Annotated in this window: 28 protein-coding genes; 15 read left to right on the forward strand and 13 right to left on the reverse strand. The window is 73.3% G+C overall.

Annotation, left to right across the window (positions count from 1 at the left end; genetic code table 11):
- Positions 1–126 precede the first annotated feature (126 nt).
- Positions 127–333, reverse strand: coding sequence for a hypothetical protein (locus AB8735_RS29345; RefSeq protein ID WP_344019798.1), 207 nt, complete (start codon positions 331–333; stop codon positions 127–129).
- A gap of 69 nt (positions 334–402) precedes the next feature.
- Here AB8735_RS29345 and AB8735_RS29350 point away from each other — a divergent pair, with 69 nt between their 5' ends.
- A complete protein-coding gene (locus tag AB8735_RS29350) occupies positions 403–1,026 on the forward strand; it encodes a TetR/AcrR family transcriptional regulator (RefSeq protein WP_372410482.1) in 624 nt (207 codons plus the stop codon).
- 272 nt (positions 1,027–1,298) lie between these two features.
- Entirely contained in the window at positions 1,299–1,523 is a 225-nt protein-coding gene (locus AB8735_RS29355) for a hypothetical protein (RefSeq protein ID WP_344019802.1), read from the forward strand.
- 52 nt (positions 1,524–1,575) lie between these two features.
- On the opposite strand, the gene AB8735_RS29360 is transcribed toward AB8735_RS29355, so the two are convergent.
- The 5 genes from AB8735_RS29360 to AB8735_RS29380 form a co-directional block, all read right to left on the reverse strand.
- Positions 1,576–2,265, reverse strand: coding sequence for a hypothetical protein (locus AB8735_RS29360; RefSeq protein ID WP_372410485.1), 690 nt, complete (start codon positions 2,263–2,265; stop codon positions 1,576–1,578).
- A gap of 359 nt (positions 2,266–2,624) precedes the next feature.
- A complete protein-coding gene (locus tag AB8735_RS29365) occupies positions 2,625–4,331 on the reverse strand; it encodes a thiamine pyrophosphate-binding protein (protein ID WP_372411933.1) in 1,707 nt (568 codons plus the stop codon).
- A gap of 20 nt (positions 4,332–4,351) precedes the next feature.
- Positions 4,352–5,239, reverse strand: a complete 888-nt coding sequence (locus AB8735_RS29370; RefSeq protein WP_372410487.1) for a 2-hydroxy-3-oxopropionate reductase — start codon at positions 5,237–5,239, stop codon at positions 4,352–4,354.
- Complete coding sequence (locus AB8735_RS29375; RefSeq protein WP_372410488.1) at positions 5,236–6,072, reverse strand: TIM barrel protein; 837 nt, start codon at positions 6,070–6,072, stop codon at positions 5,236–5,238. The genes AB8735_RS29370 and AB8735_RS29375 overlap by 4 nt, the downstream gene beginning before the upstream one ends.
- Positions 6,073–6,273: 201 nt before the next feature.
- Positions 6,274–6,807 (reverse strand): transposase, encoded by a 534-nt coding sequence (locus AB8735_RS29380; protein ID WP_372410490.1) that lies wholly within the window; start codon positions 6,805–6,807, stop codon positions 6,274–6,276.
- A 279-nt stretch (positions 6,808–7,086) separates the two neighbouring features.
- Here AB8735_RS29380 and AB8735_RS29385 point away from each other — a divergent pair, with 279 nt between their 5' ends.
- From AB8735_RS29385 to AB8735_RS29430, 10 genes are all read left to right on the forward strand, one after another.
- A complete protein-coding gene (locus tag AB8735_RS29385) occupies positions 7,087–7,338 on the forward strand; it encodes a hypothetical protein (RefSeq protein WP_344019963.1) in 252 nt (83 codons plus the stop codon).
- Complete coding sequence (locus tag AB8735_RS29390; protein WP_344019812.1) at positions 7,335–7,700, forward strand: helix-turn-helix domain-containing protein; 366 nt, start codon at positions 7,335–7,337, stop codon at positions 7,698–7,700. The genes AB8735_RS29385 and AB8735_RS29390 overlap by 4 nt, the downstream gene beginning before the upstream one ends.
- 137 nt (positions 7,701–7,837) lie before the next feature.
- Positions 7,838–8,683, forward strand: a complete 846-nt coding sequence (gene uraD / locus AB8735_RS29395; RefSeq protein ID WP_372410492.1) for a 2-oxo-4-hydroxy-4-carboxy-5-ureidoimidazoline decarboxylase — start codon at positions 7,838–7,840, stop codon at positions 8,681–8,683.
- A gap of 7 nt (positions 8,684–8,690) precedes the next feature.
- Positions 8,691–9,593, forward strand: coding sequence for a factor-independent urate hydroxylase (gene pucL, locus AB8735_RS29400; RefSeq protein WP_372410493.1), 903 nt, complete (start codon positions 8,691–8,693; stop codon positions 9,591–9,593).
- A 29-nt stretch (positions 9,594–9,622) separates the two neighbouring features.
- Positions 9,623–11,002 (forward strand): 8-oxoguanine deaminase, encoded by a 1,380-nt coding sequence (locus tag AB8735_RS29405; RefSeq protein ID WP_372410496.1) that lies wholly within the window; start codon positions 9,623–9,625, stop codon positions 11,000–11,002.
- A gap of 132 nt (positions 11,003–11,134) precedes the next feature.
- Positions 11,135–12,517 carry a nucleobase:cation symporter-2 family protein gene (locus tag AB8735_RS29410; protein WP_372410499.1) on the forward strand — a complete coding sequence of 461 codons (1,383 nt, stop codon included), beginning with the start codon at positions 11,135–11,137 and terminating at the stop codon, positions 12,515–12,517.
- Positions 12,518–12,568: 51 nt separating this feature from the next.
- Entirely contained in the window at positions 12,569–14,071 is a 1,503-nt protein-coding gene (locus AB8735_RS29415; protein ID WP_372410502.1) for a YfcC family protein, read from the forward strand.
- Between the two features lie 558 nt (positions 14,072–14,629).
- The gene (locus AB8735_RS29420) at positions 14,630–15,286 is read left to right on the forward strand and encodes a sporulation delaying protein family toxin (RefSeq protein ID WP_344019824.1); all 657 of its coding nucleotides are present in this window, start codon (positions 14,630–14,632) and stop codon (positions 15,284–15,286) included.
- Positions 15,287–15,389: 103 nt separating this feature from the next.
- The gene (locus tag AB8735_RS29425) at positions 15,390–15,992 is read left to right on the forward strand and encodes an SdpA family antimicrobial peptide system protein (protein ID WP_344019826.1); all 603 of its coding nucleotides are present in this window, start codon (positions 15,390–15,392) and stop codon (positions 15,990–15,992) included.
- On the forward strand, positions 15,992–16,972 hold the full coding sequence (locus AB8735_RS29430; RefSeq protein WP_372410506.1) for a sporulation-delaying protein SdpB family protein: 981 nt from the start codon (positions 15,992–15,994) through the stop codon (positions 16,970–16,972). The genes AB8735_RS29425 and AB8735_RS29430 overlap by 1 nt, the downstream gene beginning before the upstream one ends.
- A 73-nt stretch (positions 16,973–17,045) precedes the next feature.
- On the opposite strand, the gene AB8735_RS29435 is transcribed toward AB8735_RS29430, so the two are convergent.
- The 3 genes from AB8735_RS29435 to AB8735_RS29445 all read right to left on the reverse strand — a co-directional run bounded on the left by AB8735_RS29435 (position 17,046) and on the right by AB8735_RS29445 (position 19,803).
- A complete protein-coding gene (locus AB8735_RS29435) occupies positions 17,046–17,384 on the reverse strand; it encodes a hypothetical protein (protein WP_372410508.1) in 339 nt (112 codons plus the stop codon).
- A gap of 3 nt (positions 17,385–17,387) precedes the next feature.
- Positions 17,388–19,016 carry a malate synthase A gene (gene aceB / locus AB8735_RS29440; RefSeq protein WP_372410510.1) on the reverse strand — a complete coding sequence of 543 codons (1,629 nt, stop codon included), beginning with the start codon at positions 19,014–19,016 and terminating at the stop codon, positions 17,388–17,390.
- Positions 19,017–19,107: 91 nt separating this feature from the next.
- Positions 19,108–19,803 (reverse strand): NTP transferase domain-containing protein, encoded by a 696-nt coding sequence (locus tag AB8735_RS29445; protein ID WP_372410513.1) that lies wholly within the window; start codon positions 19,801–19,803, stop codon positions 19,108–19,110.
- Between the two features lie 157 nt (positions 19,804–19,960).
- Here AB8735_RS29445 and AB8735_RS29450 point away from each other — a divergent pair, with 157 nt between their 5' ends.
- Positions 19,961–20,332 (forward strand): DUF5955 family protein, encoded by a 372-nt coding sequence (locus tag AB8735_RS29450; RefSeq protein ID WP_372410515.1) that lies wholly within the window; start codon positions 19,961–19,963, stop codon positions 20,330–20,332.
- Positions 20,333–20,347: 15 nt separating this feature from the next.
- Here AB8735_RS29450 and AB8735_RS29455 read toward each other — a convergent pair whose 3' ends face one another.
- Entirely contained in the window at positions 20,348–21,136 is a 789-nt protein-coding gene (locus tag AB8735_RS29455) for an IclR family transcriptional regulator (RefSeq protein ID WP_344019839.1), read from the reverse strand.
- Between the two features lie 238 nt (positions 21,137–21,374).
- Here AB8735_RS29455 and allB point away from each other — a divergent pair, with 238 nt between their 5' ends.
- Positions 21,375–22,709 (forward strand): allantoinase AllB, encoded by a 1,335-nt coding sequence (gene allB / locus AB8735_RS29460; RefSeq protein WP_344019841.1) that lies wholly within the window; start codon positions 21,375–21,377, stop codon positions 22,707–22,709.
- Complete coding sequence (alc, locus tag AB8735_RS29465; protein ID WP_372410518.1) at positions 22,706–23,830, forward strand: allantoicase; 1,125 nt, start codon at positions 22,706–22,708, stop codon at positions 23,828–23,830. The genes allB and alc overlap by 4 nt, the downstream gene beginning before the upstream one ends.
- A gap of 22 nt (positions 23,831–23,852) precedes the next feature.
- Here alc and AB8735_RS29470 read toward each other — a convergent pair whose 3' ends face one another.
- The 3 genes from AB8735_RS29470 to AB8735_RS29480 are packed head-to-tail and all read right to left on the reverse strand — an operon-like array spanning position 23,853 to position 25,343.
- Positions 23,853–24,524 carry a transcriptional regulator gene (locus tag AB8735_RS29470; RefSeq protein ID WP_372410521.1) on the reverse strand — a complete coding sequence of 224 codons (672 nt, stop codon included), beginning with the start codon at positions 24,522–24,524 and terminating at the stop codon, positions 23,853–23,855.
- 25 nt (positions 24,525–24,549) lie between these two features.
- The gene (locus AB8735_RS29475) at positions 24,550–24,711 is read right to left on the reverse strand and encodes a DUF6126 family protein (protein ID WP_344019845.1); all 162 of its coding nucleotides are present in this window, start codon (positions 24,709–24,711) and stop codon (positions 24,550–24,552) included.
- Positions 24,708–25,343 carry a helix-turn-helix domain-containing protein gene (locus AB8735_RS29480; protein WP_372410524.1) on the reverse strand — a complete coding sequence of 212 codons (636 nt, stop codon included), beginning with the start codon at positions 25,341–25,343 and terminating at the stop codon, positions 24,708–24,710. Before AB8735_RS29480 ends, AB8735_RS29475 begins: the two co-directional genes overlap by 4 nt.
- Positions 25,344–25,486: the final 143 nt, after the last annotated feature.

Here is a 25,486-nt window from a genome sequence, read left to right on the forward strand (position 1 = left end):
GGAGCGCGGGCGCGCCGGCCGGTCACTTGGTCCGGCGCCAGACGACCGCCATGCCCAGGGCCAGGGCCGCGACGGCCACCACGACGATCGCGGCCTTGAGCGCGCGGTCCAGCAGGAGGTGTTCGATCACCGTCGGCCGCCCCGGTCCTCCATGCGGCGGGCCGCCGCGCGGAACAGCGCCCGGGCCGCGGGATCGGCGTAGCGCCGGGCCCGGTCGAGGCGGCCGCGCCGCTTGAGGGCCAGTGCGACGGCGAAGACCACCAGGGCGAGGACGACCAGGCCGCCCGCCACCAGACCGAACCTGATGAGCATGAAGTTGAGGTACCGCTCCATGGAGGCTCCCTTTTATTTGTCACCAGCGTGATACGAAAGAATTTATCACGGGCGTGATAGAAAGAGTCCATGCCGAAGATCGTGGATCCCGAAGCCCGCCGCCGCGAGGTCGTCGACGCCCTGTTCCGCGTCGTCGTGCGCGACGGCCTCCAGCGCGCCTCGCTGCGCGCCGTCGCCGACGAGGCGGGGCTCAACATCGGCTCGGTGCGCCACTACTTCGCGGGGCAGCGGGAGCTGATGGAGTTCGCGATGCGCTCGATGCTCGACCGGGTGACCGGGCGGCTGCTGCGCGGTGTGGAGGGGATCGGGGACCTGGGGGCGCATCACCGGGAGGAGCGGCTGCGGCTGGTGGGCGGGCTGCTGGCGGAGCTGCTGCCGCTGGACGCGCGCAGGCGGGCGGAGGTCGTCGTGTTCCTGGAGTTCACCGCCGCCGCGCGCACCGACCCCGCGTTCGCGGAGCTCTCGCACCGGGCCGCCGCCGGCACGCGGCGGCTCATGGGGCGGGTCCTCGCCCGGCTCGACGAGTCGGGGATGCTGCGGCCCGGCTGCGACCTCGGCGTCGAGACGGAGCGGCTGGCCGCGCTGCTGGACGGGCTGGGGCAGGCGGCGGTGCTGCATCCGGACGTCGTGGCTCCGGAGCGCTGTGCGGAGGTGCTGACGGCACACCTGGAGGAGCTGGCGGGCATTCAATGAAATGCCCAACCTGTCCGGTATTTACCTCTGTTGGGTGAAGTGTCGAGCGGATCGTTTTGCCCTCCCCGGGGGCCGGGGATGCTCACCGTGGAACAAGTGCCTGGGTGGGGTCCCTGAATACACGAACGGGGAAACGTTTTCGTATCTGCGTGTCGTTCTCGTGCGAGTGACGCCGAGAGGCACGGGGCATGTCGCGAGAGTGCCCAGGGCAAGTCGTGATGTGTCTCAGCCGATGAGCGGATTAGAGGTACTTCATGCGCAATGTCGCCGTAATGACCCTCCGAGCCGCCGCTTTCCTGGGTGTGCTCTCGAAGCCGTCCTCCCCGCCCGCGTCGCGGGACACCGCGCAGCCCGCGGAGGGGACCGTAGTACGCACCGGATTCTTCGACGACGTCGTCAACTCCGGCAAGGACGCCCTGGAGGCGTGGAAGCTGGAGGCGGCCGAGACCGTGGCGAGCGTGATCGCCCTGTCGCAGGTCGCGGAGCAACGCGGCTGAGCCGGGGGCCGGTTCGCCGTCCTCACCGTCTTCACCGTCTGCGGACCGTGCTTCACCGTCTGCGGACCATGGCCTCCGCGCGGTCGTTGAGCGCCCGCGGGGCGCCGCTGAGATCCATGACGAAGAGGGGCACCCCGAGGCCGTCCGCCCGCGCCCGGGCCTCGGTCGTGTACCCGGCCAGGGAGAAGCAGACGCCGGTCGCGTCGTCGGCCAGGGCGTAGAGCCACAGGCACTCGACGTCGCGCACGGTCGTGGGCAGCGTCGTGGGGTCCACCCGGACGACGAGGCCGCCCGCCACCAGGTCGACGACTCCGCCGCCGGCGGCGCGGTGCGCCGGGCGCTGCACATGGGTGTAGCCCAGCCAGCGCAGATAGCGCTGGGCGGCGGTGACCGCGTCGCGCTCGGTGCGGATCGTGACCGGGCGGAAGGCGGCGCGGGCCGCGCGGCGGACGGCGGGGCGCGCCTCGTCGCCCGCCGCGGGGACGTTCTCGACGGGCAGTTGGAGGACGGCGCCGCAGGTGCAGTCGAACTCCGGCCTGGGCCACTGGCCCTGGCGTCCGCAGCCCGCGCAGCGGACGGCGACCCAGCTCTCCTGCCAGGTGCGGTGGGCGAGCAACTGCGGGGCGGCGCCCGGCAGGACGGGCAGGGTGAGGGGTGCGCCACAGGCGCAGGGATAGGTGGGGGGAGTGAACGGGTGCTCCCTGCCGCACGTCGGGCAGGGTACCGGCACGCTCTTGGCCATGGTCGGCTCCAGCGAAAGCGAACAGGTCCGTGGGACTTCACGGGACTTCGTGGGACTTCGTGGGACCTCGATAGGACTGAGGCACTCCAATAGTCCACGATGCGGACGCCGCCGGGGGCGCGAATGGCCGAAGGAGGAGTCCGGACGGCGGCTCCACGGCGCGAACACGGCAGGTGCGGGCGCCGCCGTCCGGACGTCTAGGTCGTGTCCGATGGGTCGGTGCGGGCCCTGCGGCGTCCGGTGCGGTGCATCGCAAGGCGGAGCATCACCCGCGTACTGGGCGTACTCGGGTGATGCGACAACGCGGCGAGGTGCCGTGCCGGGCGTCGCAGGGCCTGTGCCGACCCATCGGACACGGCCTAGGCGCACACGGGTGGGGGCTCGAACTCGCGGACCGCGTCGATGTCCGGCCCGTGCGGGGTGTTGGCCTCGCGCTCGATCATGATCTCGACGAGGACGGGGCGCGAGGTGGCGGCGGCGCGCCCGCGCGCCCACTCCAGCGCGGGCCGGATGTCCGCGGGTTCCACGACGCGCCGTGCCGAACCACCGTACGCCTCCACGATCTTGACGTGATCGGTGCCGGTCGTGTCGTAGTGGATGTCGACCTGGTAGTTCATGCCGTAGCCGAGGGACGCCTGGCGGATCAGGCCCAGGTACTCGTTGTTGAGCATGACCAGCACGAGGGGGATGTCGTACTGGGCGGCGACGGCCAGTTCCTCGACGGTGTACTGGAAGCCGTAGTCGCCGACGACGGCGACCACGTCGGCGTCCGCGCGGCCCATGCCCTCCAGCGCCTTGCGGACGCCGATGGCCGCGGGGAGTTCCCAGCCGAGCGGTCCGGCCTGGCCGCAGACCTGGTAGTGACGGGGCCGGTGGGCCTTCTGGTGCTGGCCGCCCCAGATCTGGTACAGGCCGATGGCGGTGACCACGTAAGCGTCCTCGTCCAGCAGCTCGTTGAGCTCCTTGTAGACCCGTGGAGCCTTGACGGGGACGGTGCCGAAGTCCTCGCGGCGCCGCAGCGTCCGCCGGAGCTCGGCGCAACGGGCGCGCCAGGCGCCGATGTCCGGGCGCGCGCCGCGCGCGGCGGCGGCCTTGCGCAGGGCGGCGAGGAAGGCCCGGGCGTCGGCGGCGATCCCGAGGTCCGGCTCGATCACCCGGCCCAGCTGGGCGGGTTCGACGTCGACCTGGACGAAGACGCGTCCGCCCCGGTAGACGGAGAGGTCCGCCCCGGTGTGGCGGTCGCCGAACCGGGCGCCGACGGCGAGGACGAAGTCGGCCTCCAGGAACGAGGCGTTGGCGTAGCGCTGGGACGTCTGGATGCCGGTGGTGCCCATGTTGAGCTCGTGGTCGTCCTCGACGGCGCCCTTGCCCATCAGCGTCACCTGGAACGGGAGGCCCAGCTCCTCGGCCAGCGAGCGCAGTTCGTCCGCCGCACCGGCGAGGATCACCCCGCCGCCGGCCAGGAGCAGCGGCCGCTCGGCGGCCAGCAGCAGATCGAGGGCGGCCTCGACGGCCGGGCCGTGCGGCGGGCAGGCGCGGACGGGCAGCCGGGCGTCGGCCGCCGGGTCGTAGGGGATCTCGCGCCGGGCGACGTCCAGCGGGATGTCGACGAGCACCGGCCCGGGCCGTCCCTCGCGCGCGGTGCGGAACGCCTCGCGGAGCGCCCAGGGGATCTGTGCCGCCTCCTTGACCTGGACGGACCGTTTGGTGACGGGGGCGGCGACGGCCGCGATGTCCACGGCCTGGAACGCCTCTTGATGCAGCTTGGCCGAGACCGCCTGGCCGGTGAGGCAGACCATCGGCACCGAGTCCGCGTACGCCGTGTAGAGGCCGGTGACGAGGTTGGTGGCGCCCGGTCCGGAGGTCGCCAGGGCCACGCCGACGCGGCCGTTGGTGCGGGCCCAGCCGTCGGCCATGTGCGCCGCGGCCGTCTCGTGGCGGACGATGAGGTGCTCGATGCCGCCGTCGGCCTCCAGGGCCTGGTAGAGCGGGAGGTTGGCGGCGCCGGGGCAGCCGAAGACGACGTCGACGCCCTCGTCCTTGAGGATGTGCACCGCCGCGCCCATGGCGGGGATCCGGGCGGCGCTCACGGTGCGGCCGTCCGCTCGACGCCGCGCAGCAGCGCGGAGTGGTCGAGCCCGCCGTCGCCCCGGTCCCGCGCCTCGGCGACCAGCCGGGCCATCAACGCCCCGAGCGGCAGGGCCACTCCGGCCTCGCGGGCGGCGTCGGTGACGATGCCCATGTCCTTGTGATGGAGGTCGATGCGGAAGCCGGGGGTGAAGTCGCGGCCGAGGAAGTTGTGCCGTTTGCGGGTGAGGACGGCGGACCCGGCGAGCCCGCCGTTCAGCACGTCGAGCGCCGCGTCGAGGTCGACGCCGGACCGTTCCAGGAGGACGACGGCCTCGGCGCACGCCTGGAGCCCGGCGGCGACGATCAGCTGGTTGGCGGCCTTGACGGTCTGCCCGGCGCCGTTCGGGCCGCAGTGGACGACGGTGCTGCCGAGCACCTCGAAGAGGGGGCGGGCGGCCGCGAAGACCTCCGGCGGGCCGCCGGCCATGACCGACAGCGAGCCCTCGACGGCCCCGGACTCGCCGCCGGAGACCGGTGCGTCGAGCACCCGCAGCCCGTGCCCGGCGCCGGCGGCGGCGAGTGCCGTGGCCGTGCGCGGGGCGACCGTCGACATGTCGATCAGGAGCGCGCCGGGCCGGGCGTTCGCCAGGATCCCGGCCGGGCCGTGCGCGACGGACTCCACGTCGGCGTCGGCGGGGAGCATGGTGACGACCACGTCGGCGTGCCGGGCCGCCTCGGCGGCTGAGCCTGCGGGGACGCCACCGTGGGTGGAGAGCCGGTCGAGCTTGTGCTGTTCGAGGGTGTACCCGGTGACGGGGTAGCCGGCGCGGAGCAGGTTCTCGGCCATGGGCGAACCCATGACGCCGAGACCGATCCACGCCACGCGGGGGAGCGGGGCGGTCATCGGGCTTCCTCTCGACAGGGGATGAGCCGGGTGAGTCCGTCGGCGGTCCGGCCCGAGGGGCGGTACTCCAGGGCGATCCAGCCCTCGTAGCCGTTCGCGCGCAGCCGGGCGGCGAGGGCGGCGAGGTCGAGCGCGCCGGTGCCGGGGGCGCCGCGGCCGGGGCAGTCGGCGAACTGGACGTGGCCGGTGGCGGCGGTGTGGCGGTCGATGACGTCGTCCAGGTCGGCGCCGCCCCGCGCCAGGTGGTAGAGGTCCATGAGGAACGCGGTGTTGCCGAGGCCCGTGACCGCATTGACCCGTTCCGCGAGGGCGACGGCCGCGTCGGCGGTGACCAGCGGATAGTCCGGCGACTCGGCGGAGTTGAGGGCTTCGACGAGCAGCCGGGCGCCGACGCGGTGCGCGGCGCGGGCGGCGAGGACGAGGTTCTCCAGGGCGAGCGCGTCCTGGACGCCCGGGGCGAGGCCGGGGAGGCGGTTGCCGTACAGCGCGTTGAGGGCCGTACAGCCCAGGGACGCCGCGAAGTCCGCGGCGACGGGGAGGTTGGCGCGGAAGCGGTCGGACGCGGGGCCCGGCAGGGACAGGGCGCCGCGGTCCGGGCCGGGGAGGCGTCCGGCGTAGAGGTTGAGGCCGACGAGCCGGGTCCCGGCGTCGGTGAGCGCGGCCCGGAGTGCTGTGAGTTCGGCGGGCGGGGGAGCCGGGTCGTCCGGCCAGGGCCACCAGAGTTCGACGGCGTCGAAGCCGGCGGCGGCCGCGGCCGCGGGCCGTTCCAGGAGGGGGAGTTCGGTGAAGAGGAGCGAGAGGTTCAGGGCGAGACGGGGGTCGGGGAGGGGCACGTCGGGCAGCTCCTTTCGCATTCCGTATGACGGAAATTCAAATCCGTTGAATGGAAGGGAGGGTGCTCGTGCGGTGCCCGGCTGTCAAGGTCCGTGGAACGGCGGACGGCCCGCCGGGGGCGTCGACTGCCGCCCGGCGGGCCGTCCGTGGTGCCGGCGGAAGCGGCACAGGTGCTTCCGCCGGTGATGGTGCGAGGTCGTTCAGGCCTCTGGGGGCGGGGAGGGCGGCCGGTCGCCGCGCGGGAACGAGCCCGCCCTGCACGACAGTCCGGCTCGTTTGCGGATGTGATGACAGGCGATCCGGGTCCAGTCGGCGCGGACGGGGGTGCCGTGCCGGTCGGAGGCCATCGCGCACAGGGAGTCCCACAGGCCCGCGCTCGTCCACTCGGTGAAGCGGCGGTGCACGGTCTGCCAGGAGACCCCGAAGACCGGCGGCAGCTGGCGCCAGCTGCATCCGGAGCCGGCCAGGAAGACGATGGCGGCCAGGACTTCGCGGTCGTCGACCCGTTGCCGTCCGCCGCCCTGGGGGCGCTTCGGCGTCGCCGGGATGGCTCTGCGGGCCAGCAGCCACAGGTCGTCCGGGACGAGCCGTTCGACGAGGATCGTGGCCGTGGGGTTCGGGGGTGCGGGGGGTGCGAGGGGGGTCGGGGGCGGGGGGATCCGGCCGGGCCGGGGCCGGGCGGCCGGGGCCCGGCGGTCGGGTAACGCGGGTGGGGTCACATCGTTCTCCGTCATCGCTGTGTGCGGTAGGGAACTGTCGTGTGCGACACGGTGGTTGGCGCCGCGGGCCGGTGATTCGGGAGCCGTGGAGATCGGAATTCCTGCATGGCTGCGCCCCTCGGCCGCCGCACCGGGGTGGTGCGGACCGGCGGCAGGGATCATTCGGGCGTCTCGCAGGAGATCCTGAAACGGCGGCAGTTAAATCGTTGGCCAATACAATGATGGATGTAATGCCACAGAACCGGCAAGTGTGATCCATGCCACTTCCACCCCCGGCGCTACCGTGGGTGCATGGTGCGCTTGAGAGTGGAATTCACCACGGAGCCGTTCGACTTGGAGCAGGCCCCGCCGCACGCCGTCGTCGCCCGGGAGGTCGTCCAGGGCGCCGGTCTGGACTCCGTGGACGTCGGCCCGTTCGGCAACACCGCGGAGGGCGGGGCCGACGCCGTACTCGCCGCCGTGGGCGAGCTGTTGCGCCGCTCCCTCGGGGCGGGCGCCACGCGGGTGTCCCTGCAGGTGAACGTCGTCGGCGAGGCCGGCGCATGAGCGGCGCCGAGGAGCGGGAGCGGTTCCGGGCGGCGGTCGCCCCCCTCGTGGCCGCCGTGGGCGGGCGGATGATCGACCCCGATCGGGCCGGGGCGGACGACGTGGTGCTCTCCTGGGAGGGGAGCGAGGCCGTGGCCGTCCGGCTGCCGCAGCTGTCCGACTCGCTGGACCGCATCCTCGGCGAGCTGGAGCGCCACCACGGCATGCCGCTCGCCCGACTCGACCGCAAGGCCAAGCAGTTGATCGTCCACAGCCTGGAGGCCCGGGGTGCCTTCGCGCTGCGTCACGGCGTGGAGACGGTGGCCGCGGCCCTGGGTGTCAGTCGCTTCACGATCTACAACTACCTCAATCGCGAACGCTAGTTCAGGCTCCGCCGTCATGTTTGGCAAAGTGTTTTCAACAAACTGTTGACGCCATGTTCCCCAGGGCGTTAGCTGTCGGCAGCTCGGTCGGAGCGCCACTCGGTCGGAGTGCGGCGAGAAGCACCACGGAGGTTCCCGTGACGGCGAGTTCGGCACCGGGGCTGGCCCGGTTCAACGCGGCGGAGGACGACGCGGCCCGCACCGCGCTGCTGGAGATCTGCGCGAGCACCACCTGGACCGGCGCGCTGCTGGCCCGCCGCCCCTATCCCGACCTGCGGACCCTGCTCGGCGCCTCCGACGCGGCGGTGGCGGCCCTGGACGAGGCGGACCTCGCCGAGGCGATGTCCGCGCACCCCCCGATCGGCCGCCCGGCCGGGGGGGACGGCCGCTCGGCCCGCGAACAGCACGGCATGGCGGACGCCCCGGACGATCTGCGGGCCGAGCTGCTCGGGCTGAACCTCGCCTACCAGGAGAAGTTCGGGCACGTCTTCCTCATCTGCGCCAGCGGGCTGACCGCGACCGAGCTGCGCGACGCCGTCCGCCGCCGGATCGCCGACCCGCCGGAGAAGGAACGGGAAGCCGTCCGCACGGAGTTGGCGAAGATCAACCGGTTGCGGCTGGCCGCCCTCGCGGGGGCATCCGCCGCCACCGTCTCCACCCACGTCCTGGACACCGCCGCCGGCCGGCCCGCCGCCGGGATCGCCGTGGCGCTCGCCGCCCGCACCGGCACCGGCCGCTGGCGGGAGGTCGGCGAGGCGGTCACCGACGCCGACGGACGCTGCGCCCGCCTGCCGCCGCTCCCGGCGCACGCCACCCACGCACGGCTGCGGTTCGGGACCGAGTCCTACCTGACCCGTGAACCCGCCGGAGGCGCAGCGTTCTTCCCCGAGGTGACGGCCGTCCTCGCGGTCGCCCCGGGCGAGCACCACCATCTTCCGCTGCTGCTCAGCCCCTTCGGCTACTCCGTCTACCGAGGGAGCTAGCAGGCCCATGACCGCAGAAGCCCGCCGGGCGGTGCTCGGCCAGAACCAGTACGGCAAGGCCGAGACCCGTGTCGTCAGGATCACTCGAAGCGGCACCACTCATCACATCAAGGACCTCAACGTCTCCGTCTCGCTCTCCGGTGCCATGGACGACGTCCACCTCACGGGTTCCAACGCCCACGTCCTCACCACGGACGCCACCAAGAACACCGTCTACGCCTTCGCCAGGGAGCACGGCATCGCGTCTGCCGAGGAGTTCGGCATCCGGCTCGCCCGGCACTTCGTCACCAGCCAGGAGCCGATCCACTCGGCCCGGATCCGCGTCGAGGAGTACGCCTGGGAGCGGATCGGGACGCCGGACGCGGGCGAGGCCCCGCACTCGTTCGTCCGTGCCGGGCGGGAGACCCGTACGGCGGAGGTCCTGTACGACGGCGAGGAGTGGGAGGTCGTCTCGGGGCTGGAGGGGCTCGTGGTGCTCAACACCACCGACTCCGAGTTCCACGGCTATGTCAAGGACCGCTACACCACGCTCCCCGAGACCCGCGACCGCGTCCTCGCCACCGAGGTCAACGCCCGCTGGCGGTACGCCGGTACGGACGTCGACTGGGACGGCGCCTGGGCCCGCGCCCGTGACCACCTGCTGCACGCCTTCGCCGGGACGTACTCCTACTCGCTCCAGCAGACGCTCTACGCGATGGGCGCCCGCGTCGTCGAACGGCTCCCGGAGGTCGAGGAGATACGCCTCTCCCTCCCCAACAAGCACCATTTCCTCGTCGATCTGGAACCGTTCGGGCTCAAGAACGACAACGAGGTCTACTACGCGGCCGACCGGCCCTACGGTCTCATCGAGGCCACCGTGCTGCGCGACGGAGCGCAACCGCGTCTGCCGGTGCACCCGGCCCGTCCGTGACCCCCCACCGCGCCGTCGGAGGAACCACCGTGACAGCACCGCCCCCGCGCACCGTCATCGAGAACTGCGCCGTCGCCACCGTGGACGCCCACGACACCGAACACCCCACGGGACACATCGTCGTCGCGGGCAACAGGATCGAGAGCGTCGGGCCCGGCCCCGCGCCCGACGCCCTGGACGGCGTCGTCCGGCGCGTCGACGGCACCGGCCATCTCGCCACCCCCGGCCTGGTCAACACCCACCACCACTTCTACCAGTGGCTCACCCGCGGACTCGCCCAGAACTCCGGGCTGTTCGACTGGCTCACCGCCCTCTACCCGGTCTGGGCGCGCATCGACGAGCCCATGGTGTACGAGGCCGCCCGCGCCTCCCTCGCCATGATGGCGCGCGGCGGGGTCACCACGGCCATGGACCACCACTACGTCTTCCCGCGCGGGGCCGGGGACCTGCTCGGCGCCGAGATCCGCGCCGCCCGCGAGCTCGGCGTCCGCTTCCACCCCACCCGTGGGTCGATGGACCTCGGCGCCTCCGCCGGCGGACTGCCGCCGGACTTCGCCGTCGAGACCACCGACGAGGCGCTCGCCGCCACCGAGGCGGCGATCGACGCCCACCACGACCCGTCCCCCGGCTCCATGCTGCGCGTCGGCGTCGCGCCCTGCTCCCCGTTCTCGGTCTCCACCCGACTCCTGCGGGAGGCCGCCGCGCTGGCCCGCCGCAAGGGCGTCCGGCTGCACACCCACGGCTCGGAGACCGTCGAAGAGGAACGCTTCTGCAAGGAGCGGTTCGGCATGGGCCCGACCGACTACCTCGACTCCACCGGCTGGCTCGGCGACGACGTGTGGATGGCCCACTGCATCCATATGAACGACGCCGACATCACCGCCTTCGCCCGCACCGGCACGGGCGTCGCCCACTGCCCCTCCTCCAACGCCCGTATCGCCGCGGGCACCGCTCCCGTCCCCGCCCTGCTCGCCGCGGGCGTCCCCGTCGGCCTGGGGGTGGACGGCACGGCCTCCAACGAGACCGGCGAACTCCACACCGAGCTGCGCAACGCCCTCCTCGTCCACCGACTCGCGGGCGGGCCGGGGGCGTTGACGGTACGGCAGGCACTGAGGCTGGGGACGCACGGCGGCGCGCGGGTCCTCGGCCGGGCGGACGACCTCGGCTCGCTGGAGCCGGGCAAGCTCGCCGACCTGGTGCTGTGGCGGCTCGACGGGCTGGGCCACTCCACCGTCGCCGATCCGGTGGCCGCCCTCGTCCTCGGCCCGCCCGCCCCCGTCACCCTCTCCCTGGTCGACGGCCGGACGGTGGTCGAGGACGGCCGGCTCGTCACCGCCGACGAGGAGGGCATCGCCCGCCACGCCCGTACCCAGGCGCGTCGTCTCGCCCGGCTCGCCGCCGGAGGCTGACGCGGCGGACCGGCCGAGGGGGACGGCCCTCGGCCACGGCGGGGCCGGGGCGCGGGCCTCGGCCCCGCACCCCCGTCCTCGGCGTGGCAGGAGCGTCACGACAGGAGCATCACGACAGGAGGAACCCCCCACGTGGTCACCGCCTCCAAGCCCCCCGCCGTCCACCCGGTGGACGAACTGCCCCGCACGGGCAGGCTCCTGGCGACCGGGCTCCAGCACGTCGCCGCCAGCTACGCGGGCGTCGTCGCCCCGCCGCTGGTCATCGGCGCCTACGTCGGGCTCTCCCCGGCACAGGTCACCTTCCTCGTCGGCGCCGCCCTCTTCACCGCGGGCATCGCCACCCTCCTCCAGACGATCGGCTTCCGGAAGGTCGGCGCCCGGCTGCCGTTCGTCAACGGCGTCTCCTTCGCGGGCGTCGCCCCCGTCCTCGCCATCGCCGACCAGCAGGCCGACAAGCGCGACACACTGCCCGTCGTCTACGGCGCGGTCATGGTCGCCGGGGCGCTCGGCTTCCTCCTCGCCCCGTACTTCGGCCGGCTCGTCCGCTTCTTCCCGCCCGTCGTCAGCGGCACCGTCATCACCCTCATCGGTCTCAGCCTGCTCCCCGTCGCCTTCGGCTGGATCCAGGGCGGCCACCCGGAACGGCCCGCCTCCGGCACCAACCTGGGCCTGGCCGGGGCCACCCTGGCGATCGTGCTGCTGCTCCGGCGGCTGCTGCGCGGCTTCGCGCGGCAGATCGCGGTCCTGCTCGGCCTCGTGGCCGGCACCCTGCTGGCGATCCCGGCCGGCGCCGTACACACCGATGTCACCCGGCACGCGGCCCTCGTCGGCTTCCCCACGCCCTTCCACTTCGGGGCGCCGCACCTCCAGCCCGGCGCGGTCGTCAGCATGTGCATCCTCATGCTGGTCTGCATGACCGAGAGCACCGCCGACATGCTGGCGCTCGGCGAGATCGTGGACCGGCCGGCGGACGAGCGGACCATCGCCGGCGGGCTGCGCGCCGACACCCTCGGCAGCGCGCTCAGCCCGCTCTTCAACGGCTTCGCCAACAGCGCCTTCGCGCAGAACATCGGGCTGGTCGCGCTCACCGGGGTGCGCAGCCGCTTCACCGTCGCCGCCTGCGGGCTGATGTTCGCCCTCCTCGGTCTGAGCCCGGCCTTCGCCTCGCTGATCGCGCTGGTGCCGCAGCCGGTGCTGGGCGGGGCGGGTCTGGTGCTCTTCGGGACGGTGGCGGCCAGCGGCATCGGGGTCCTCGTCAAGGCCGGGCTGGAGCGCGGCGACACCATGCTGATCGCCGCCGTCTCCCTGGGCGTCGGCCTGATCCCGGTGGTCTCCCGGACCTTCTACGCCGGCCCGGCCGTCCCCGAGACCCTGCGCACCGTCCTGAACTCGGGCGTCAGCGCGGGGTGCCTGACCGCCGTCCTGCTCAACCTGGCCTTCCACCACCTCGGCCGGGGGCGGGACCGGGAGGTCCCCCGGCCCCGCGTGGCGGCCGAGGAGAAGCGGATGATCTAGCGATAATGCGGGGCATTCCTGCCGAGCGGTTGTGCGGAGAGAGGCCCCACCATGGAGCGACAGGGCGAAGAAGTAGGACGGAAGTTCACCTTCCCCAGCGCGCTCACCGTCCTGGCCGTGGTGACGGTCGCCGTCTGGGCCCTCGCCTTCGTCGTCCCGTCCGGCACCTACCGCCGCACCCCCGCCGGCGACCCCATTCAGGGCACCTACCACCGCGCCGCCGCCCCGGGCGACTTCGTGCACCGCCTCGGCCAGCTCTTCCTCGCCCCCGTCAACGGGCTCTACGGAGTGCGGGACGCCGCGACCGGACAGGTGGCCCCCGACGCGGCGGGCACGCTCTACGGCAGCGCCGGGGTCTTCCTCTTCGTCCTGGCCATCGGCGCGTTCATCACCGTCGTCTTCGCCACCGGCGCCCTCGACAGCGGCATCGAGCGCCTCGCCCACCGGCTGCGCACCCGCGGCGCGCTGCTCATCGCCGGTGTCATGACCGTCTTCTCGCTGCTCGGCACGGTCGAGGGGTTCGCCGAGGAGACGCTCGGCTTCTACGGTCTGCTCGTGCCGCTGATGCTGGCCCTCGGCTACGACCGGATGGTCGCCACCGGCGTGATCATCCTCGGGGCGGGGGTCGGGGTGCTGGCCTCCACGGTCAACCCCTTCGCCACGGGGGTGGCCTCCTCCGCGGCGGGGGTCTCGCTCGGGGACGGGATCGGGCTGCGGTTCGCGATGTGGCTGGTCCTGACCGCGGTCACCATCGCGTACGTCGTGCGGTACGCGCACCGGGTCCGCACCCGTCCCGACCGCTCGCTGGTCGGATTCCTGCCGGGCGACCGGGAGTTGGCCGCGGCGGCCGAGGAACCGCCGTCGCTCACCGGGCTCCAGAAGGCCGTGCTGGTCCTGGTCGCCCTGGTCTTCCTCTTTATGATCTTCTCGGTGATCCCCTGGGCCGGGGCCCTCACGGGGCGGGCGGACGCCACCCCCTACGGCTGGGAACTCGACTGGTCCTTCGCGCAGTTGGCGGCGCTCTTCCTGGTCGCCGCGGTCCTGGTCGGGCTGGTGGCCCGGCTCGGCGAGCAGCGGCTGAGCTCCCTGGTCGTCCAGGGCGCGGGGGACTTCATCTCCCCGGCGCTGACGATCGTCCTCGCCCGGGGGATCACCGTCATCATGAACAACGCCCGGATCACGGACACCGTGCTCCACGCGGTCGAGAGCGCCGTCGCCGGCACCGCCGCGGCGGCCTTCGCCGTCATGGTCTTCGTCGTCAACCTCCCGCTGGCCTTCCTCATCCCCTCCTCGTCCGGCCACGCGACCCTCGCGATGCCGATCCTGGCCCCCCTCGCGGACTTCGCGGGCGTCTCGCGCGCCGTGGTCGTCACCGCCTGGTCCGCGGCGAGCGGCTGGATGAACCTGTGGGTGCCGACGACGGCGGTGGTCGTGGGCGGGGTTTCGCTGGCAAAGGTGGGCTACGACCGGTATCTGCGGTTCGTCTGGCCGCTGTTGGCGGTGCTGGCGGTGGTGATCTGCGGGTTCGTGGCGTTCGGGGCGATGGCCACCTGAGGCGTCGGCGCGATGGCGGGAAATCGCCCGTTTGTGGCCGAAGTTGATGTTCGATCAAGAGCATGTCAAGTTCGGGTGGGATCTGTTGATCGCGATGGGGCACCGTGCCACGATGAATGGGCGACGGCGTGCTCGGGCCGTCGAATCTCAGGGGGGAGATGGATTTCGGTGTCAGGGTATTCGGCTCGGCTGAGGTGGTACCCGTGAACACCCTTCTGTACGCGGGTATTTCCCGCGGCGCCGGCTCGGCCGGCATTCCCCCGACGGCTCCGGCCCCGACGGGCCAGGTCTTTTCCCGGGAATTCCGGGACGGAATTCACCGCGCCTCCTGAGCCGCCCGTCGCACGGTCCGGCCGGTGACGGAGAAGAAAACTCCGCCACCGGTCCGGTACGCCGTCGGCCGCGGGCTCACCGAGCCCCCGGCCCTCGACCCCGCCGTCCGGGACATTCGTGCACTCGACGCTCCGCCTTCCCGCCTGCCAGCGAGCGGAGCGCCGGTCACGCCTGCCCCCGGCCGGCGGAGCGCATGAACAACGACTATTCGAAGGTATCGCACACATGAATCTCAAGAAGACCGGTGCGCTCGTCTGCGCCGCCGCCGTGCTGACCCTCGGCGGTGCCTACGGGGCGCAGGCCGCCTCGTCCTCGTCCGCCCCGGCCACGGTCGCCTCCGCGCCCGTCCAGCACCATGTGAAGTACTCCGACGAGGACATCGTCGGCCTCCTCGTCTTCGGCAAGGGCAAGGCCGCGGACGAGCACAAGGACCTGGCCGAGAAGATCCGTTCGCACCGCGGCTCCGACAACGACAAGGTGACGCTGGAGCAGATCGCGCAGTTCACCAACGAGCTCCGCAAGATCGACCCGGAGCTCCACGACAAGGTGACCGTCCCGGTCCAGATCAACGACCCGTTCCAGGCCAAGGCCGGCATGGAGCGGCTCGCCGACGACATCAAGGCCCTCGTCGCCAAGAGCAAGGGCAACGTCAAGAACCCGAAGGTCGCCAGCGGCGTGGTCTGGCACGACGCCAACGTGCTGATCGAGCTGAACGCCCTCGGCTTCATCAACGCGGTGGGCTACGCCAACGTGGCCGGCGCCACCGAGGCGGTCGTCGCCCTCGTGGTCGTCCCGTCGGCGGTGAGCTACGGCTTCGACATGCAGAAGTCGAACGGCCTGGACGCCGACGACATGGTCTCCGCGGTCTCCTCGGCCCTGTAGCCGTGACGGCTCCGCCGCGCCGCCCCCTCCGGAGGGGGCGGCGCGGCGGGCCCCGGCGACCACTTCGACCGACAGCTCCCGCACGCAGAGGGATCGCGCCGCCATGGCCAGCACGTCCACCGACAACCGACCGAGACCCGGGGAGTCCCCCCGGGGCTCCGTCCGCCAACTCGCCCTGTTCAGCGTCGCCTGCCTCGCCCTCTTCGGCTATCTGGCCACGGCGCTCTTCTACACGCTGCCCACCAACGCGCTGAGCAGCCGCCACTCCAAGGGCGCGCGGACGGTCCTGAACACCGTGACACCGGAGAACTGGGCCTTCTTCACCCGCAATCCGCAGAACGGACAGATCGGCGTCTACGCCTCCGGGCGGGACGGAGCCGTCCGCAACCTCCTCGTGACGCCGCAGGGAGACCCCTCCAACCTCTTCGGAATCTCCCGCACCCAGCGCGCCCAGGGCCCGGAACTGGGCTATCTCAACGCCGCCGCCGCCTCCCGCTGGGTCCCGTGCGCCGGCTTCCTGGAGCCCTGCATCAAGGAGGCGACGGCCCGGCCGGCGCAGCAGGTGACCAACTCCAGCCCCGTGCCGACCGTGTGCGGCGACGCCTTCCTCACCCAGGAGAAGACGGTGCCGTGGAGCTTCCGCAACCAAGTCCCCTACACCCGACGCGTGGTGCAGATCGCTCACCTGGACGTGCGATGCAAGTGATGCCCGCAGTACAGTCCCTGGCCGACCGGCTCGCCGTCCGCACCGGCCGGCACGACCTGCGCTCGCGCTGGTTCGGCACCGGCCGCACCGTCATGGCCCTGGCGCAGCTGAGCGTGCTGCTGTTCGCCCCGGTCAAGGCGCTGCTCGTGCCGGTCGTCGGCATGGGGGAGTACCCGAAGTGCGACGGCGTCCGCGCGGCGTCGGCGCTCTGTCTCGGCGGTGACACCGTGGGCATGGAGCCCCGGCGGTGGCTGCTGATCGTGATCCTGGCGGTGGTGGCCAGCGGTTACCGCCCGCGCTGGACGGCGATTCCGCACGCGTGGGCCGCGTACTCGGTGGCCGTGAGCATCGCCGTGCCCGACGGCGGCGAGTCGGTGGGCATGATCATGGCGCTGCTGATGATCCCCGTCGGCCTGGCCGACGACCGCACCTGGCACTGGCGGCGGCCGGAGCGCGAGGCCCGCCCCTCGTGGCGGACCCTGTCGTTCGTCGCCTTCCTGGCCATGCGGGTGCAGATCGCCTATCTCTATCTCGACTCCGCCATCGCCAAGTTCGGGGTCGCCGACTGGGCCAACGGGACGGCCGAGTACTACTTCCTGCGCGACAGCATGTTCGGCGTGGCCCGGCCCTGGGACTCGTTCTTCCTCTGGCTGTCCAAGAACTCCCTGATCGTGGTCGCCCTGACCTGGGGCGCGCTCGTCATCGAGATCGCCATCGGGGTGTGCCTGCTGGCCTCGGAGCGCTGGCGCAAGGCGGGCATGGTGATGGACGTCGTCCTGCACGGCTCGATCATCCTCACCATGGGGCTGTGGAGCTTCGCCCTGGTGATGATCGGTTCCGCGATCGTCTGCGCCTCGCCGGACCGCCGGCGTCCGGTGACCGGGGATCCGGGGGCCGGGGGCGACGAAGGGGCCTTGCCCGACAGCGGAGTTCACTGCGCGGAATGCGGTGCGGCGGTACGGGTCGTCACCGCCGTGTGACGGCCGGGGCGAGGAACGCCCGTCCTCGCGGCGGGCGTTCCTCGTCGGCGAAGGGGCGCGGAAGGCCGCCCCGTCAGACGCGAGCCACCGGATCGCCGATCCGGAACGGGGTGCGGTTGAGCGCGCCGAGCCGTGCGGTGATGTCCACCCGCCGTACCCCCCGCTCCGCCGTGAACTCCCTGCTGCTCTCCGCCAGCCGGGCGCGGCGCTGCCCCCGGTAGCGGAAGTACGCGCCGATGCGGTGCGGTCCGGGGGCGACCGGAATCTCCCTGGTGCCGCCCCAGGAGGACGCGTACGCGCGGCCGTCCACTTCGACGACGGGGTGCGTCAGCAGGTGGTGGAACCACGCGGCGACGGGCGAGGGCCGCACCCGGACCGCGACGACGACTGTGGCATCGGTGGCATCGGACACGCCCTACGACTCCAGCCGCTCGTACGCCGGCAGGGTCAGGAACTCCACGTACTCCTCGTCCAGCGCCACCTTCAGCAGCAGGTCGTGCGCCTCCTGCCAGCGGCCCGCCGCGTACGCCTCCTCGCCCAGCTCGGCGCGGAGCGCGGCCAGTTCGCGGGACGCGAGGTCGCGGACGAGGGCGGCCGTGGCCTTCTCGCCGCCCTTCTCCCCGCCCTCCAGGACGACGCCCGCGTTGATCCACTGCCAGATCTGCGACCGCGAGATCTCGGCCGTCGCCGCGTCCTCCATCAGGTTGAAGATGGCGACCGCGCCGTGGCCGCGCAGCCAGGCCTCGATGTAACGGAGGCCGACGCGCACGGCGTTGAGGAGGCCGTCGACGGTGGGCCGCGCCCCGGTCGTGTCGATCGCGATGAGCTGGGCGGCGGTCACGCGGACGTCCTCGCGGAGGCGCTCCTTCTGGTGCGGGCGGGTGCCGAGGACGGCGTCGAAGGAGGCGCGGGCGACGGGGACGAGGTCGGGGTGGGCGACCCAGGAGCCGTCGAAGCCGTCCGCCGCCTCGCGGTCCTTGTCGGCCCGGACCTTCGCCAGCGCGGCCTCGTTGACGGCGGGATCGCGCCGGGAGGGGATGAAGGCGGCCATGCCGCCGATCGCGTGGGCGCCGCGCTTGTGGCAGGTGCGCACCAGGAGTTCGGTGTAGGCGCGCATGAAGGGCACGGTCATCGTGACCGCGTTGCGGTCGGGGAGGACGAACCGCTCGCCCGCGTCACGGAAGTTCTTGATGAGGGAGAAGAGGTAGTCCCAGCGGCCCGCGTTGAGCCCGGAGGCGTGGTCGCGCAGCTCGTAAAGGATCTCCTCCATCTCGTAGGCGGCGGTGATCGTCTCGATGAGGACGGTGGCGCGGACGGTGCCGTGGGGGAGGCCCAACTGCTCCTGGGCGAAGGTGAACACGTCGTTCCACAGCCGCGCCTCGAGGTGCGACTCGGTCTTGGGCAGATAGAAGAAGGGGCCCTTGCCGGAGGCGGCGAGCCGGCGCGCGTTGTGGAAGAAGTAGAGGCCGAAGTCGACCAGGGCGCCGGGGACGGGGCGTCCGCCGGCGGTGAGGTGGCGCTCGTCCAGGTGCCAGCCGCGGGGGCGGACGACGACGGTGGCGAGCTCGTGCTCGGGGCGCAGGGCGTAGGTCTTGCCCCCGGGAGCGGTGAAGTCGATGCGCCGGGCGGAGGCGTCGATCAGGTTCAGCTGCCCGAGGACGACGTTCTCCCAGGTGGGGGAGGAGGCGTCCTCGAAGTCGGCGAGCCAGACACGGGCCCCGGAGTTGAGGGCGTTGACGGTCATCTTCCGGTCGGTGGGACCGGTGATCTCGACGCGGCGGTCCTCCAGGGCGGCCGGCGCGGGGGCCACCCGCCAGTCGGGGTCCTCGCGGACGTGGGCCGTCTCGGCGAGGAAGTCCAGCGTGCCGGTCCGCGCGATCTCGGCGCGCCGCTCGGCCCGGCGGGCCAGCAGCGCGTCGCGGCGCCCGGTGAACCGTTTGTGCAGGGCGGCGACGAACTCCAGGGCGGGGGCGGTCAGCACCTCCTCCTGCCGGGCGACGGGTGCACCGAGGACGGTCAGCGGGGACGGCGCTGCTGCGGGCATGGGCGGGTCACTCCTCGGACGGGACGACGCGGGTGGCACGGGGTGCCATGGGTGAGTGCCCTGCGGAATATAGATTCCTCATCACGGAACATCAATGGGTCGGGGGAGGTTTCCGGCCGGGCGGGGCTTCCCGGTGTGCTTCCCGGTGCGCTTCCGGGCGGAGAAGCGTGAGATCGGCGGGGGTGTCGATGTCGTCCGGAGCGCCGACGTCCGCGCACTCCACCAGCGTGAGCTCGTCCGCGTGCGCCGCCAGATAGGCCCGGGCGCCCCGGTCCCCGGTGGCGGCCCGGGCCGCGCCCGCCCAGTGCCGGCGGGCCAGCAGCACCGGATGCCCGCGCGCGCCCCCGTACGCCGCCGCCACCAGCGACGCCCCCGCGCGGTGCGCGGCCAGCACCCGGGCCACCGCCGGGGTGCCCACCCGCGGCTGGTCCACCAGCAGCACCACGACGGCGGTGGCCGGGGTGTCCACGAGGGACTCCAGCCCGGCGCGCAGCGAGGAGCCCATGCCGTCCGCCCAGCGGGAGTTGTGCACCACGGTGCAGGGCGTGGGCCCAAGGCGCGCACGGACCTCCTGCGCGCCCGCGCCCAGCACCAGGTGCAGGGGCGCACAGCCCGCCCCCGCCAGTGCGGCCAGCGCGCGCTCCATCAGCGTGCGCCCTCCGTCCTCCCCGTGCTCCAGGAGCGCCTTGGGCCGGCCGCCGAGGCGCCGGCCGCCGCCGGCCGCGAGCAGCAGCCCGGCCACCGGGGGCCCGGCGTCTGTCGCATCCGTGTCCGTCGTCACAGGCATGCCCCATTCCACCGCACGAGCGGGGGCCGTGTGTGCGGGGTCCGCGCGTTCGTCACACGACCGTGAACAGGCAGCCTGAATTTCGCTTTCCGTGTGGCGCGGCACACGGAAAGTGGCGTTAACTGATCCGGGCGAGCGCGTGGGCAGGGGGAGAGTCGTGGCGGAAGGCGCCGTAGTGGTGGAACAGGAGCTGACGGGCCGTCCTGGCGAACGGGATCCGAGAGCGGTCGAACTGAGCGCGGCGGTGTCCCGCCTGCGCCGTGCCCTGGCCGCTCACCCCGCCCTCTTACCCGACCGGGACGCCGCCGAGGACGAGCTCGCCGCGCTCGACGCGATGGCGGGCGCGGGCGAGCCGGAACTCTCCCGGCTGCGCCGCTCCCTGCTGCTGGTCGCGGGCGCCGTCGGCTCGGTCAGCGCCCTGGCCCCGGCCCTCGGTGACGTACGGACGGCGGTGGACCGCTTCGACGCGGAGAAGACGGGCGAGGTGAAGGGGCCGGGCTCCGGGGACGGGGCGGCCGGCGCCCCCTGACGCCGACGGGTCCGGTCAGGCGGACGGCGTCGTGGTCGCGAGCGCGGCCGACAGCTCGACGGCGATCTCCTTGAGCAGCGGCACGATCCGCTCCGTCGCCTCCTCCGTGACCCGCCCCGCCGGACCCGAGATGGAGATGGCCGCGGCCGTGGGGGAGTCGGGCACCGGGACCGCCAGGCAGCGGACGCCGATCTCCTGCTCGTTGTCGTCGACCGCGTAGCCGGAGTCGCGGACCCGGGCGAGGGCGTCGACGAAGGCGTCGGGCGTGGTGATCGTCTTCTCGGTCGCGGCCGGCATGCCCGTACGGCCCAGGATCGCCCGCACCTCGTCGTCCGGCGCCTGCGCGAGCAGTGCCTTGCCGACGCCGGTGGTGTGCGGCAGCACGCGCCGGCCCACCTCGGTGAACATCCGCACGGAGTGCCGCGAGGGCACCTGTGCGACGTAGACGACCTCGTCGCCGTCGAGCAGCGCCATGTTGGCCGTCTCGCCGGTCTCCTCGACCAGGCGGGCCAGGTACGGCCGGGCCCAGTGGCCCAGCAGCCGTGCGGAGCTCTCGCCGAGCCGGATCAGCCGGGGGCCGAGCGCATACCGCCGGTTGGGCTGCTGGCGGACGTAACCGCTGGCCACCAGGGTGCGCATCAGCCGGTGGATGGTGGGCAGCGGCAGCCCGCTGCTCGTGGCCAGCTCGCTCAGGCCCACTTCGCCACCGGCGTCGGCCATCCGCTCGAGCAGGTCGAAGGCGCGCTCGAGGGACTGGACGCCTCCGGTGGCGGAGGAGGTTCTGGGCTCGGCGGACGAGGGCACGGCGCGGGTCCTTCCGGGGGTGGGGTGGTAGTGCAGCCTACCGGGCCGTGGCCGGTGGCTCACGCTCGGTTCGTCCGCACGGAACCACCCTCCCGGCATCCGGAAAGCGCCGGGCGGTGCGAAGTGGATGCCGGAGGGGTTGACGAGCCCCCGGGGACGGCCGGAGACTGCGGGGCGTCGTGCTTCAACAGAACGTTGAAACAGGCCCGTTGGGGGCCGGACGATCGAGGGGGCTCCCATGGCCGGCCCGGAACTGGTGGTGCGCTCGACGAGGGTCGTGACGCCCGAGGGGACGCGCCCGGCCGCCGTCGCCGTCGCGGACGGCCGCATCGCCGCCGTCCTGCCGCACTCCGCCGCCGTCCCGCCCGGCGTCCCGGTCGAGGAACTGGGCGACGACGTGCTGCTGCCCGGCCTCGTCGACACCCACGTCCATGTGAACGACCCGGGGCGCACCGCGTGGGAGGGCTTCGCCACCGCCACCCGGGCGGCGGCCGCCGGGGGCGTGACCACCCTCGTCGACATGCCCCTCAACAGCGTCCCGCCCACGACGACGGTGGCCGGCCTGCGCGTCAAACGGGCCGTGGCCGGGCCGGCGGTCCACGTCGACGTCGGCTTCTGGGGCGGGGCGCTGCCCGGCAACCGGGCGGAGCTGCGCCCGCTGCACGACGCGGGGGTCTTCGGCTTCAAGGCGTTCCTCTCGCCGTCCGGGGTGGAGGAGTTCCCGCACCTGGGCCCGGACGACCTGGAGGCGGTGGCCCGGGAGGTCGCCGGGTTCGGCGGGCTGCTGATCGTGCACGCGGAGGACCCGGACCGGCTCGACCGCGCGCCGCGGCCCGAAGGCCCGCGCTACGCGGACTTCCTGGCCTCCCGGCCGCGGGCGGCGGAGGACGCGGCCGTGGCCCGGCTGGTCGCCGCGGCCGGGCGGTACGGCACGCGGATCCACGTCCTGCACCTGTCCTCCGCCGACGCGCTGGACACCCTCGCCGGCGCCCGGGAGCGGGGACTGCCGGTGACCGCCGAGACGTGCCCGCACTTCCTGACCCTGACGGCGGAGGAAGTCCCGGACGGGGCGACGGAGTTCAAGTGCTGCCCGCCCATCAGGGAGGCGGCCAACCGGGACGCCCTGTGGGACGCCCTCGCCGCCGGGGTCCTGCAGTGCGTGGTCTCCGACCACTCGCCCTGCACCCCGGAGCTCAAGGTCCCCGACTTCGGGCGGGCCTGGGGCGGCATCTCCTCGCTGCAGCTCGGGCTGCCCGCCGTCTGGACCGAGGCGCGGCGGCGCGGGTACGGCCTCGACGACGTGGCCCGCTGGATGTCCGCCGCGCCCGCCGCGCTGGCGGGCCTCACGGGCAAGGGGGCCGTCGAGGCGGGCCGGGACGCGGACTTCGCGGTCCTCGCCCCCGACGAGACCTTCACCGTCGACCCCGCCGCGCTCCACCACCGCAACCCGGTCACCGCCTATGCCGGACGGACCCTGTACGGCGTCGTACGGTCCACCTGGCTGCGCGGCCGCAGGATCCATCACCGCGGCGTCCTCGGCGGACCCGCCGGACGACTTCTGGAGCGCGCGTGACGTCCACCTTCACTGCCCTGACGTCCTTCACCGGTGCGGCGGAGCCCTACGGCGGAGGCGATCCGTACGCCGACTACCGCTCCGCCGCCGTCCCCTTCGCCGGTCTGCCCGATCTCGCCGACCGGCGGCTGGGCGGCGCGGTGGTCGCGGCCAACGACGAGTTCTTCGCCGAGCGGGAGAACCTGCTCGTCCCCGGGCCGGCCCGCTTCGATCCCGAACGGTTCGGCCACAAGGGCAAGATCATGGACGGCTGGGAGACGCGGCGGCGGCGCGGCACCTCGGCCGGGTCGCCGCATCCCGGGGACGGGGACCACGACTGGGCGCTGATACGGCTCGGGGCACCGGGGATCGTCCGCGGCGTGGTCGTCGACACGGCGCACTTCCGCGGCAACCATCCGCGGGCGGTGAGCGTCGAGGCCACGGCGGTCGACGGCACGCCGTCCGTGGCCGAACTGGCGGGCGCCGACTGGACGTTGCTGGTGCCGCCCACCCCGGTCGGCGGCCACGCCGCCAACGCCTTCGCCGTCCACCGCGAACGCCGCTTCACCCACCTGCGGCTCAACCAGCACCCCGACGGGGGAGTCGCCCGGATTCGCGTCCACGGCGAGGCCGTGCCGGACCCGGCCTGGGTCGGGGCGCTGGGCGTCCTGGACGTCGCCGCCCTGGAGAACGGCGGCCTCGTCGAGGATGCCTCCGACCGCTTCTACTCCTCCCCCCTCGGCACGATCCTCCCCGGCCGCCCGCGCCGCATGGACGAGGGCTGGGAGACGCGCCGCCGCCGGGACGACGGCCATGACTGGGTCCGCTACCGGCTGGCCGGGCGCGCGGCGCTGCGGGCGCTGGAGATCGATACGGGGTACCTCAAGGGCAACTCGGCCGGCTGGGCCCGGATTTCGGTCCGGGACGAGGCCTCGAAGGGCGAGTGGTCGGAGATCCTCCCCCGGACGCGCCTCCAGCCGGACGCGGTGCACCGCTTCCCGGTGGGGGGCGGGGGCGTCGTCGCCACGCATCTGCGGCTGGAGGTGTATCCGGACGGGGGGATAGGGCGGTTGAGGGTGTACGGGGAGCTGACGGAGGGGGCGGTGCGGGAGTTGGAGGGGCGGTGGGGGTGGGTGGGGTAGGGCGGGACCGGGGCAAAACCCCCTACCCACCACCCCCCACCCCCTCCCAGAACATCCCCTCAAACCCCTGCAACAACCGCGCATACCGCCACGCCAACCGCTCGCTCAACACCCCACTCCCCAGCCCCTCCTCCACCGCCGCCCGCACCAGGGCATCCGCATCCGCATCCCCCTCCTCACCCGGCGACCGCGCGAAGAAGTCGAAGAAGCCGCACGCTTCGTCGGAGAAGCCGTACCGCGCGCGCAACGCACGTCCCAGCACCCCGCAATAACCGCCCCACGTAGCGAAGTTGACGCTCAGGGCGACGACCACGTCCACCGGCTCCGCCTGCAGCGCCAGCCACGCCGTACAGGCGGGGTATGCCTGGCAGGCGAGCGCCGGTTCGTGGCCGCGGACCGCCGCGTCGTCCAGGCCGCACGCCGCGGCGAGCGGGCCGAGGAGGGCGAGCGCGGTGTCCTCGCCGTCCGCGAGGGCGGTGAAGAAGGCGGCCGTCGCCCCGGCCGAACGCCCGGCGAGATGGCGGTAGGAGACCCGGTCGGCGGCGATGACGTGGTGCTGTTCGAGGGTGAACGCGGCGAGCACCGAGCGCGGGGCGACGCCGTCGGCGATCAGGGGGACGAGGCGGTTGTCGCCCGCCCCGGCTCCGGCTTCCCGTGCCGCGGCGGCAAGGACGTCCTGGGCTGTACGCGCCATGCCGCCAGCGTAGCGACGACGCCGCTCAGCGGCCGCCCAGATAGAAGAGGAGGAAGAAGAAGCCGGCGACGAAGTGGACCGCGACGAGGTAGACGAAGGCGCGGAAGACGATCCCCCGCGGGGTGCGGTCCTCGATGTCCGTCTTCCTGGGCTCGCGGGTGGCGGTCGGCTCGACGATGTCGCTCATGAGTGTCCCCTCCGGTTCGTTCCGGCGTCCCCGAGGCACAGCCCCGCGGCGCCGCTCTGCATCAGCGTGTGCATGAACAGCAGGTCGGCCCCGCCCTGCGTGGCGGCGGAGATGCGGTGCGGGGTGAGCGAGTCGAAGTGCGCCGCGTCGCCGGGGCCGAGCAGGTGCGCCGTCCCGCCGAGGACCAGCCGGAGCCGGCCCCCGGTGACGTAGAGCCACTCCTCGCCGGGGTGCACCCGCACCAGGTCCCCCTGGCCGCCCGGTCCGTACGGCACGTGCAGGCGCAGGGCCTGCATGGCGCGGCCGGCCCCGCCGGCTCGCCAGTACGTCCAGCCGCCGGCCCGCTGGGCCTCCATGCGGTCGGCGCGCACGATCGGGTCGGCCGCCTGTGGCACCTCGCCGAGCAGGTCGGATACCGTCGTTTCGTATGTCCGTGCCAGGGCGAGCAGCATCGGCAGCGACGGGGTGCGGCGCCCGGTCTCCAGCCGGGACAGGTGGGCGGGCGAGAGGCCGGCGCGGGCCGCGGCGGCCTCCAGGGTCAGTCCGCTGCGGGTGCGCAGGGCGCGCAACTGCGGGGCGACGGCGGGCAGCTCGCCGTCCGCGGGGTCGGTGGGTCCGGGCTCCGGGCTCATGTCTCCGGTATAGCCCCGGCGTGCCTCAGGGGCAAAGTTCTTGCCTCTGAGGCAAAGGCCCACCCGAAAGTCTTCGGAAGATCAGGTTCCGGTGAACGATGCGGAAACATCGGCTTTTTGGCATTGACATGTCAGGATGCCGA

Source organism: Streptomyces luteireticuli, from assembly GCF_041519305.1.
In the GTDB taxonomy this organism is placed as follows: domain Bacteria; phylum Actinomycetota; class Actinomycetes; order Streptomycetales; family Streptomycetaceae; genus Streptomyces; species Streptomyces luteireticuli.

Coding starts and splice junctions, on each gene's coding strand:
- AB8735_RS29345 (WP_344019798.1), bottom strand. CDS start 333: ATGGAGCGGTACCTCAACTTCATGCTCATCAGGTTCGGTCTGGTGGCG.
- AB8735_RS29350 (WP_372410482.1), top strand. CDS start 403: ATGCCGAAGATCGTGGATCCCGAAGCCCGCCGCCGCGAGGTCGTCGAC.
- AB8735_RS29355 (WP_344019802.1), top strand. CDS start 1,299: ATGACCCTCCGAGCCGCCGCTTTCCTGGGTGTGCTCTCGAAGCCGTCC.
- AB8735_RS29360 (WP_372410485.1), bottom strand. CDS start 2,265: ATGGCCAAGAGCGTGCCGGTACCCTGCCCGACGTGCGGCAGGGAGCAC.
- AB8735_RS29365 (WP_372411933.1), bottom strand. CDS start 4,331: ATGGGCGCGGCGGTGCACATCCTCAAGGACGAGGGCGTCGACGTCGTC.
- AB8735_RS29370 (WP_372410487.1), bottom strand. CDS start 5,239: ATGACCGCCCCGCTCCCCCGCGTGGCGTGGATCGGTCTCGGCGTCATG.
- AB8735_RS29380 (WP_372410490.1), bottom strand. CDS start 6,807: ATGACGGAGAACGATGTGACCCCACCCGCGTTACCCGACCGCCGGGCC.
- AB8735_RS29390 (WP_344019812.1), top strand. CDS start 7,335: ATGAGCGGCGCCGAGGAGCGGGAGCGGTTCCGGGCGGCGGTCGCCCCC.
- pucL (WP_372410493.1), top strand. CDS start 8,691: ATGACCGCAGAAGCCCGCCGGGCGGTGCTCGGCCAGAACCAGTACGGC.
- AB8735_RS29415 (WP_372410502.1), top strand. CDS start 12,569: ATGGAGCGACAGGGCGAAGAAGTAGGACGGAAGTTCACCTTCCCCAGC.
- AB8735_RS29420 (WP_344019824.1), top strand. CDS start 14,630: ATGAATCTCAAGAAGACCGGTGCGCTCGTCTGCGCCGCCGCCGTGCTG.
- AB8735_RS29425 (WP_344019826.1), top strand. CDS start 15,390: ATGGCCAGCACGTCCACCGACAACCGACCGAGACCCGGGGAGTCCCCC.
- AB8735_RS29430 (WP_372410506.1), top strand. CDS start 15,992: ATGCCCGCAGTACAGTCCCTGGCCGACCGGCTCGCCGTCCGCACCGGC.
- aceB (WP_372410510.1), bottom strand. CDS start 19,016: ATGCCCGCAGCAGCGCCGTCCCCGCTGACCGTCCTCGGTGCACCCGTC.
- AB8735_RS29445 (WP_372410513.1), bottom strand. CDS start 19,803: ATGCCTGTGACGACGGACACGGATGCGACAGACGCCGGGCCCCCGGTG.
- allB (WP_344019841.1), top strand. CDS start 21,375: ATGGCCGGCCCGGAACTGGTGGTGCGCTCGACGAGGGTCGTGACGCCC.
- AB8735_RS29470 (WP_372410521.1), bottom strand. CDS start 24,524: ATGGCGCGTACAGCCCAGGACGTCCTTGCCGCCGCGGCACGGGAAGCC.
- AB8735_RS29475 (WP_344019845.1), bottom strand. CDS start 24,711: ATGAGCGACATCGTCGAGCCGACCGCCACCCGCGAGCCCAGGAAGACG.
- AB8735_RS29480 (WP_372410524.1), bottom strand. CDS start 25,343: ATGAGCCCGGAGCCCGGACCCACCGACCCCGCGGACGGCGAGCTGCCC.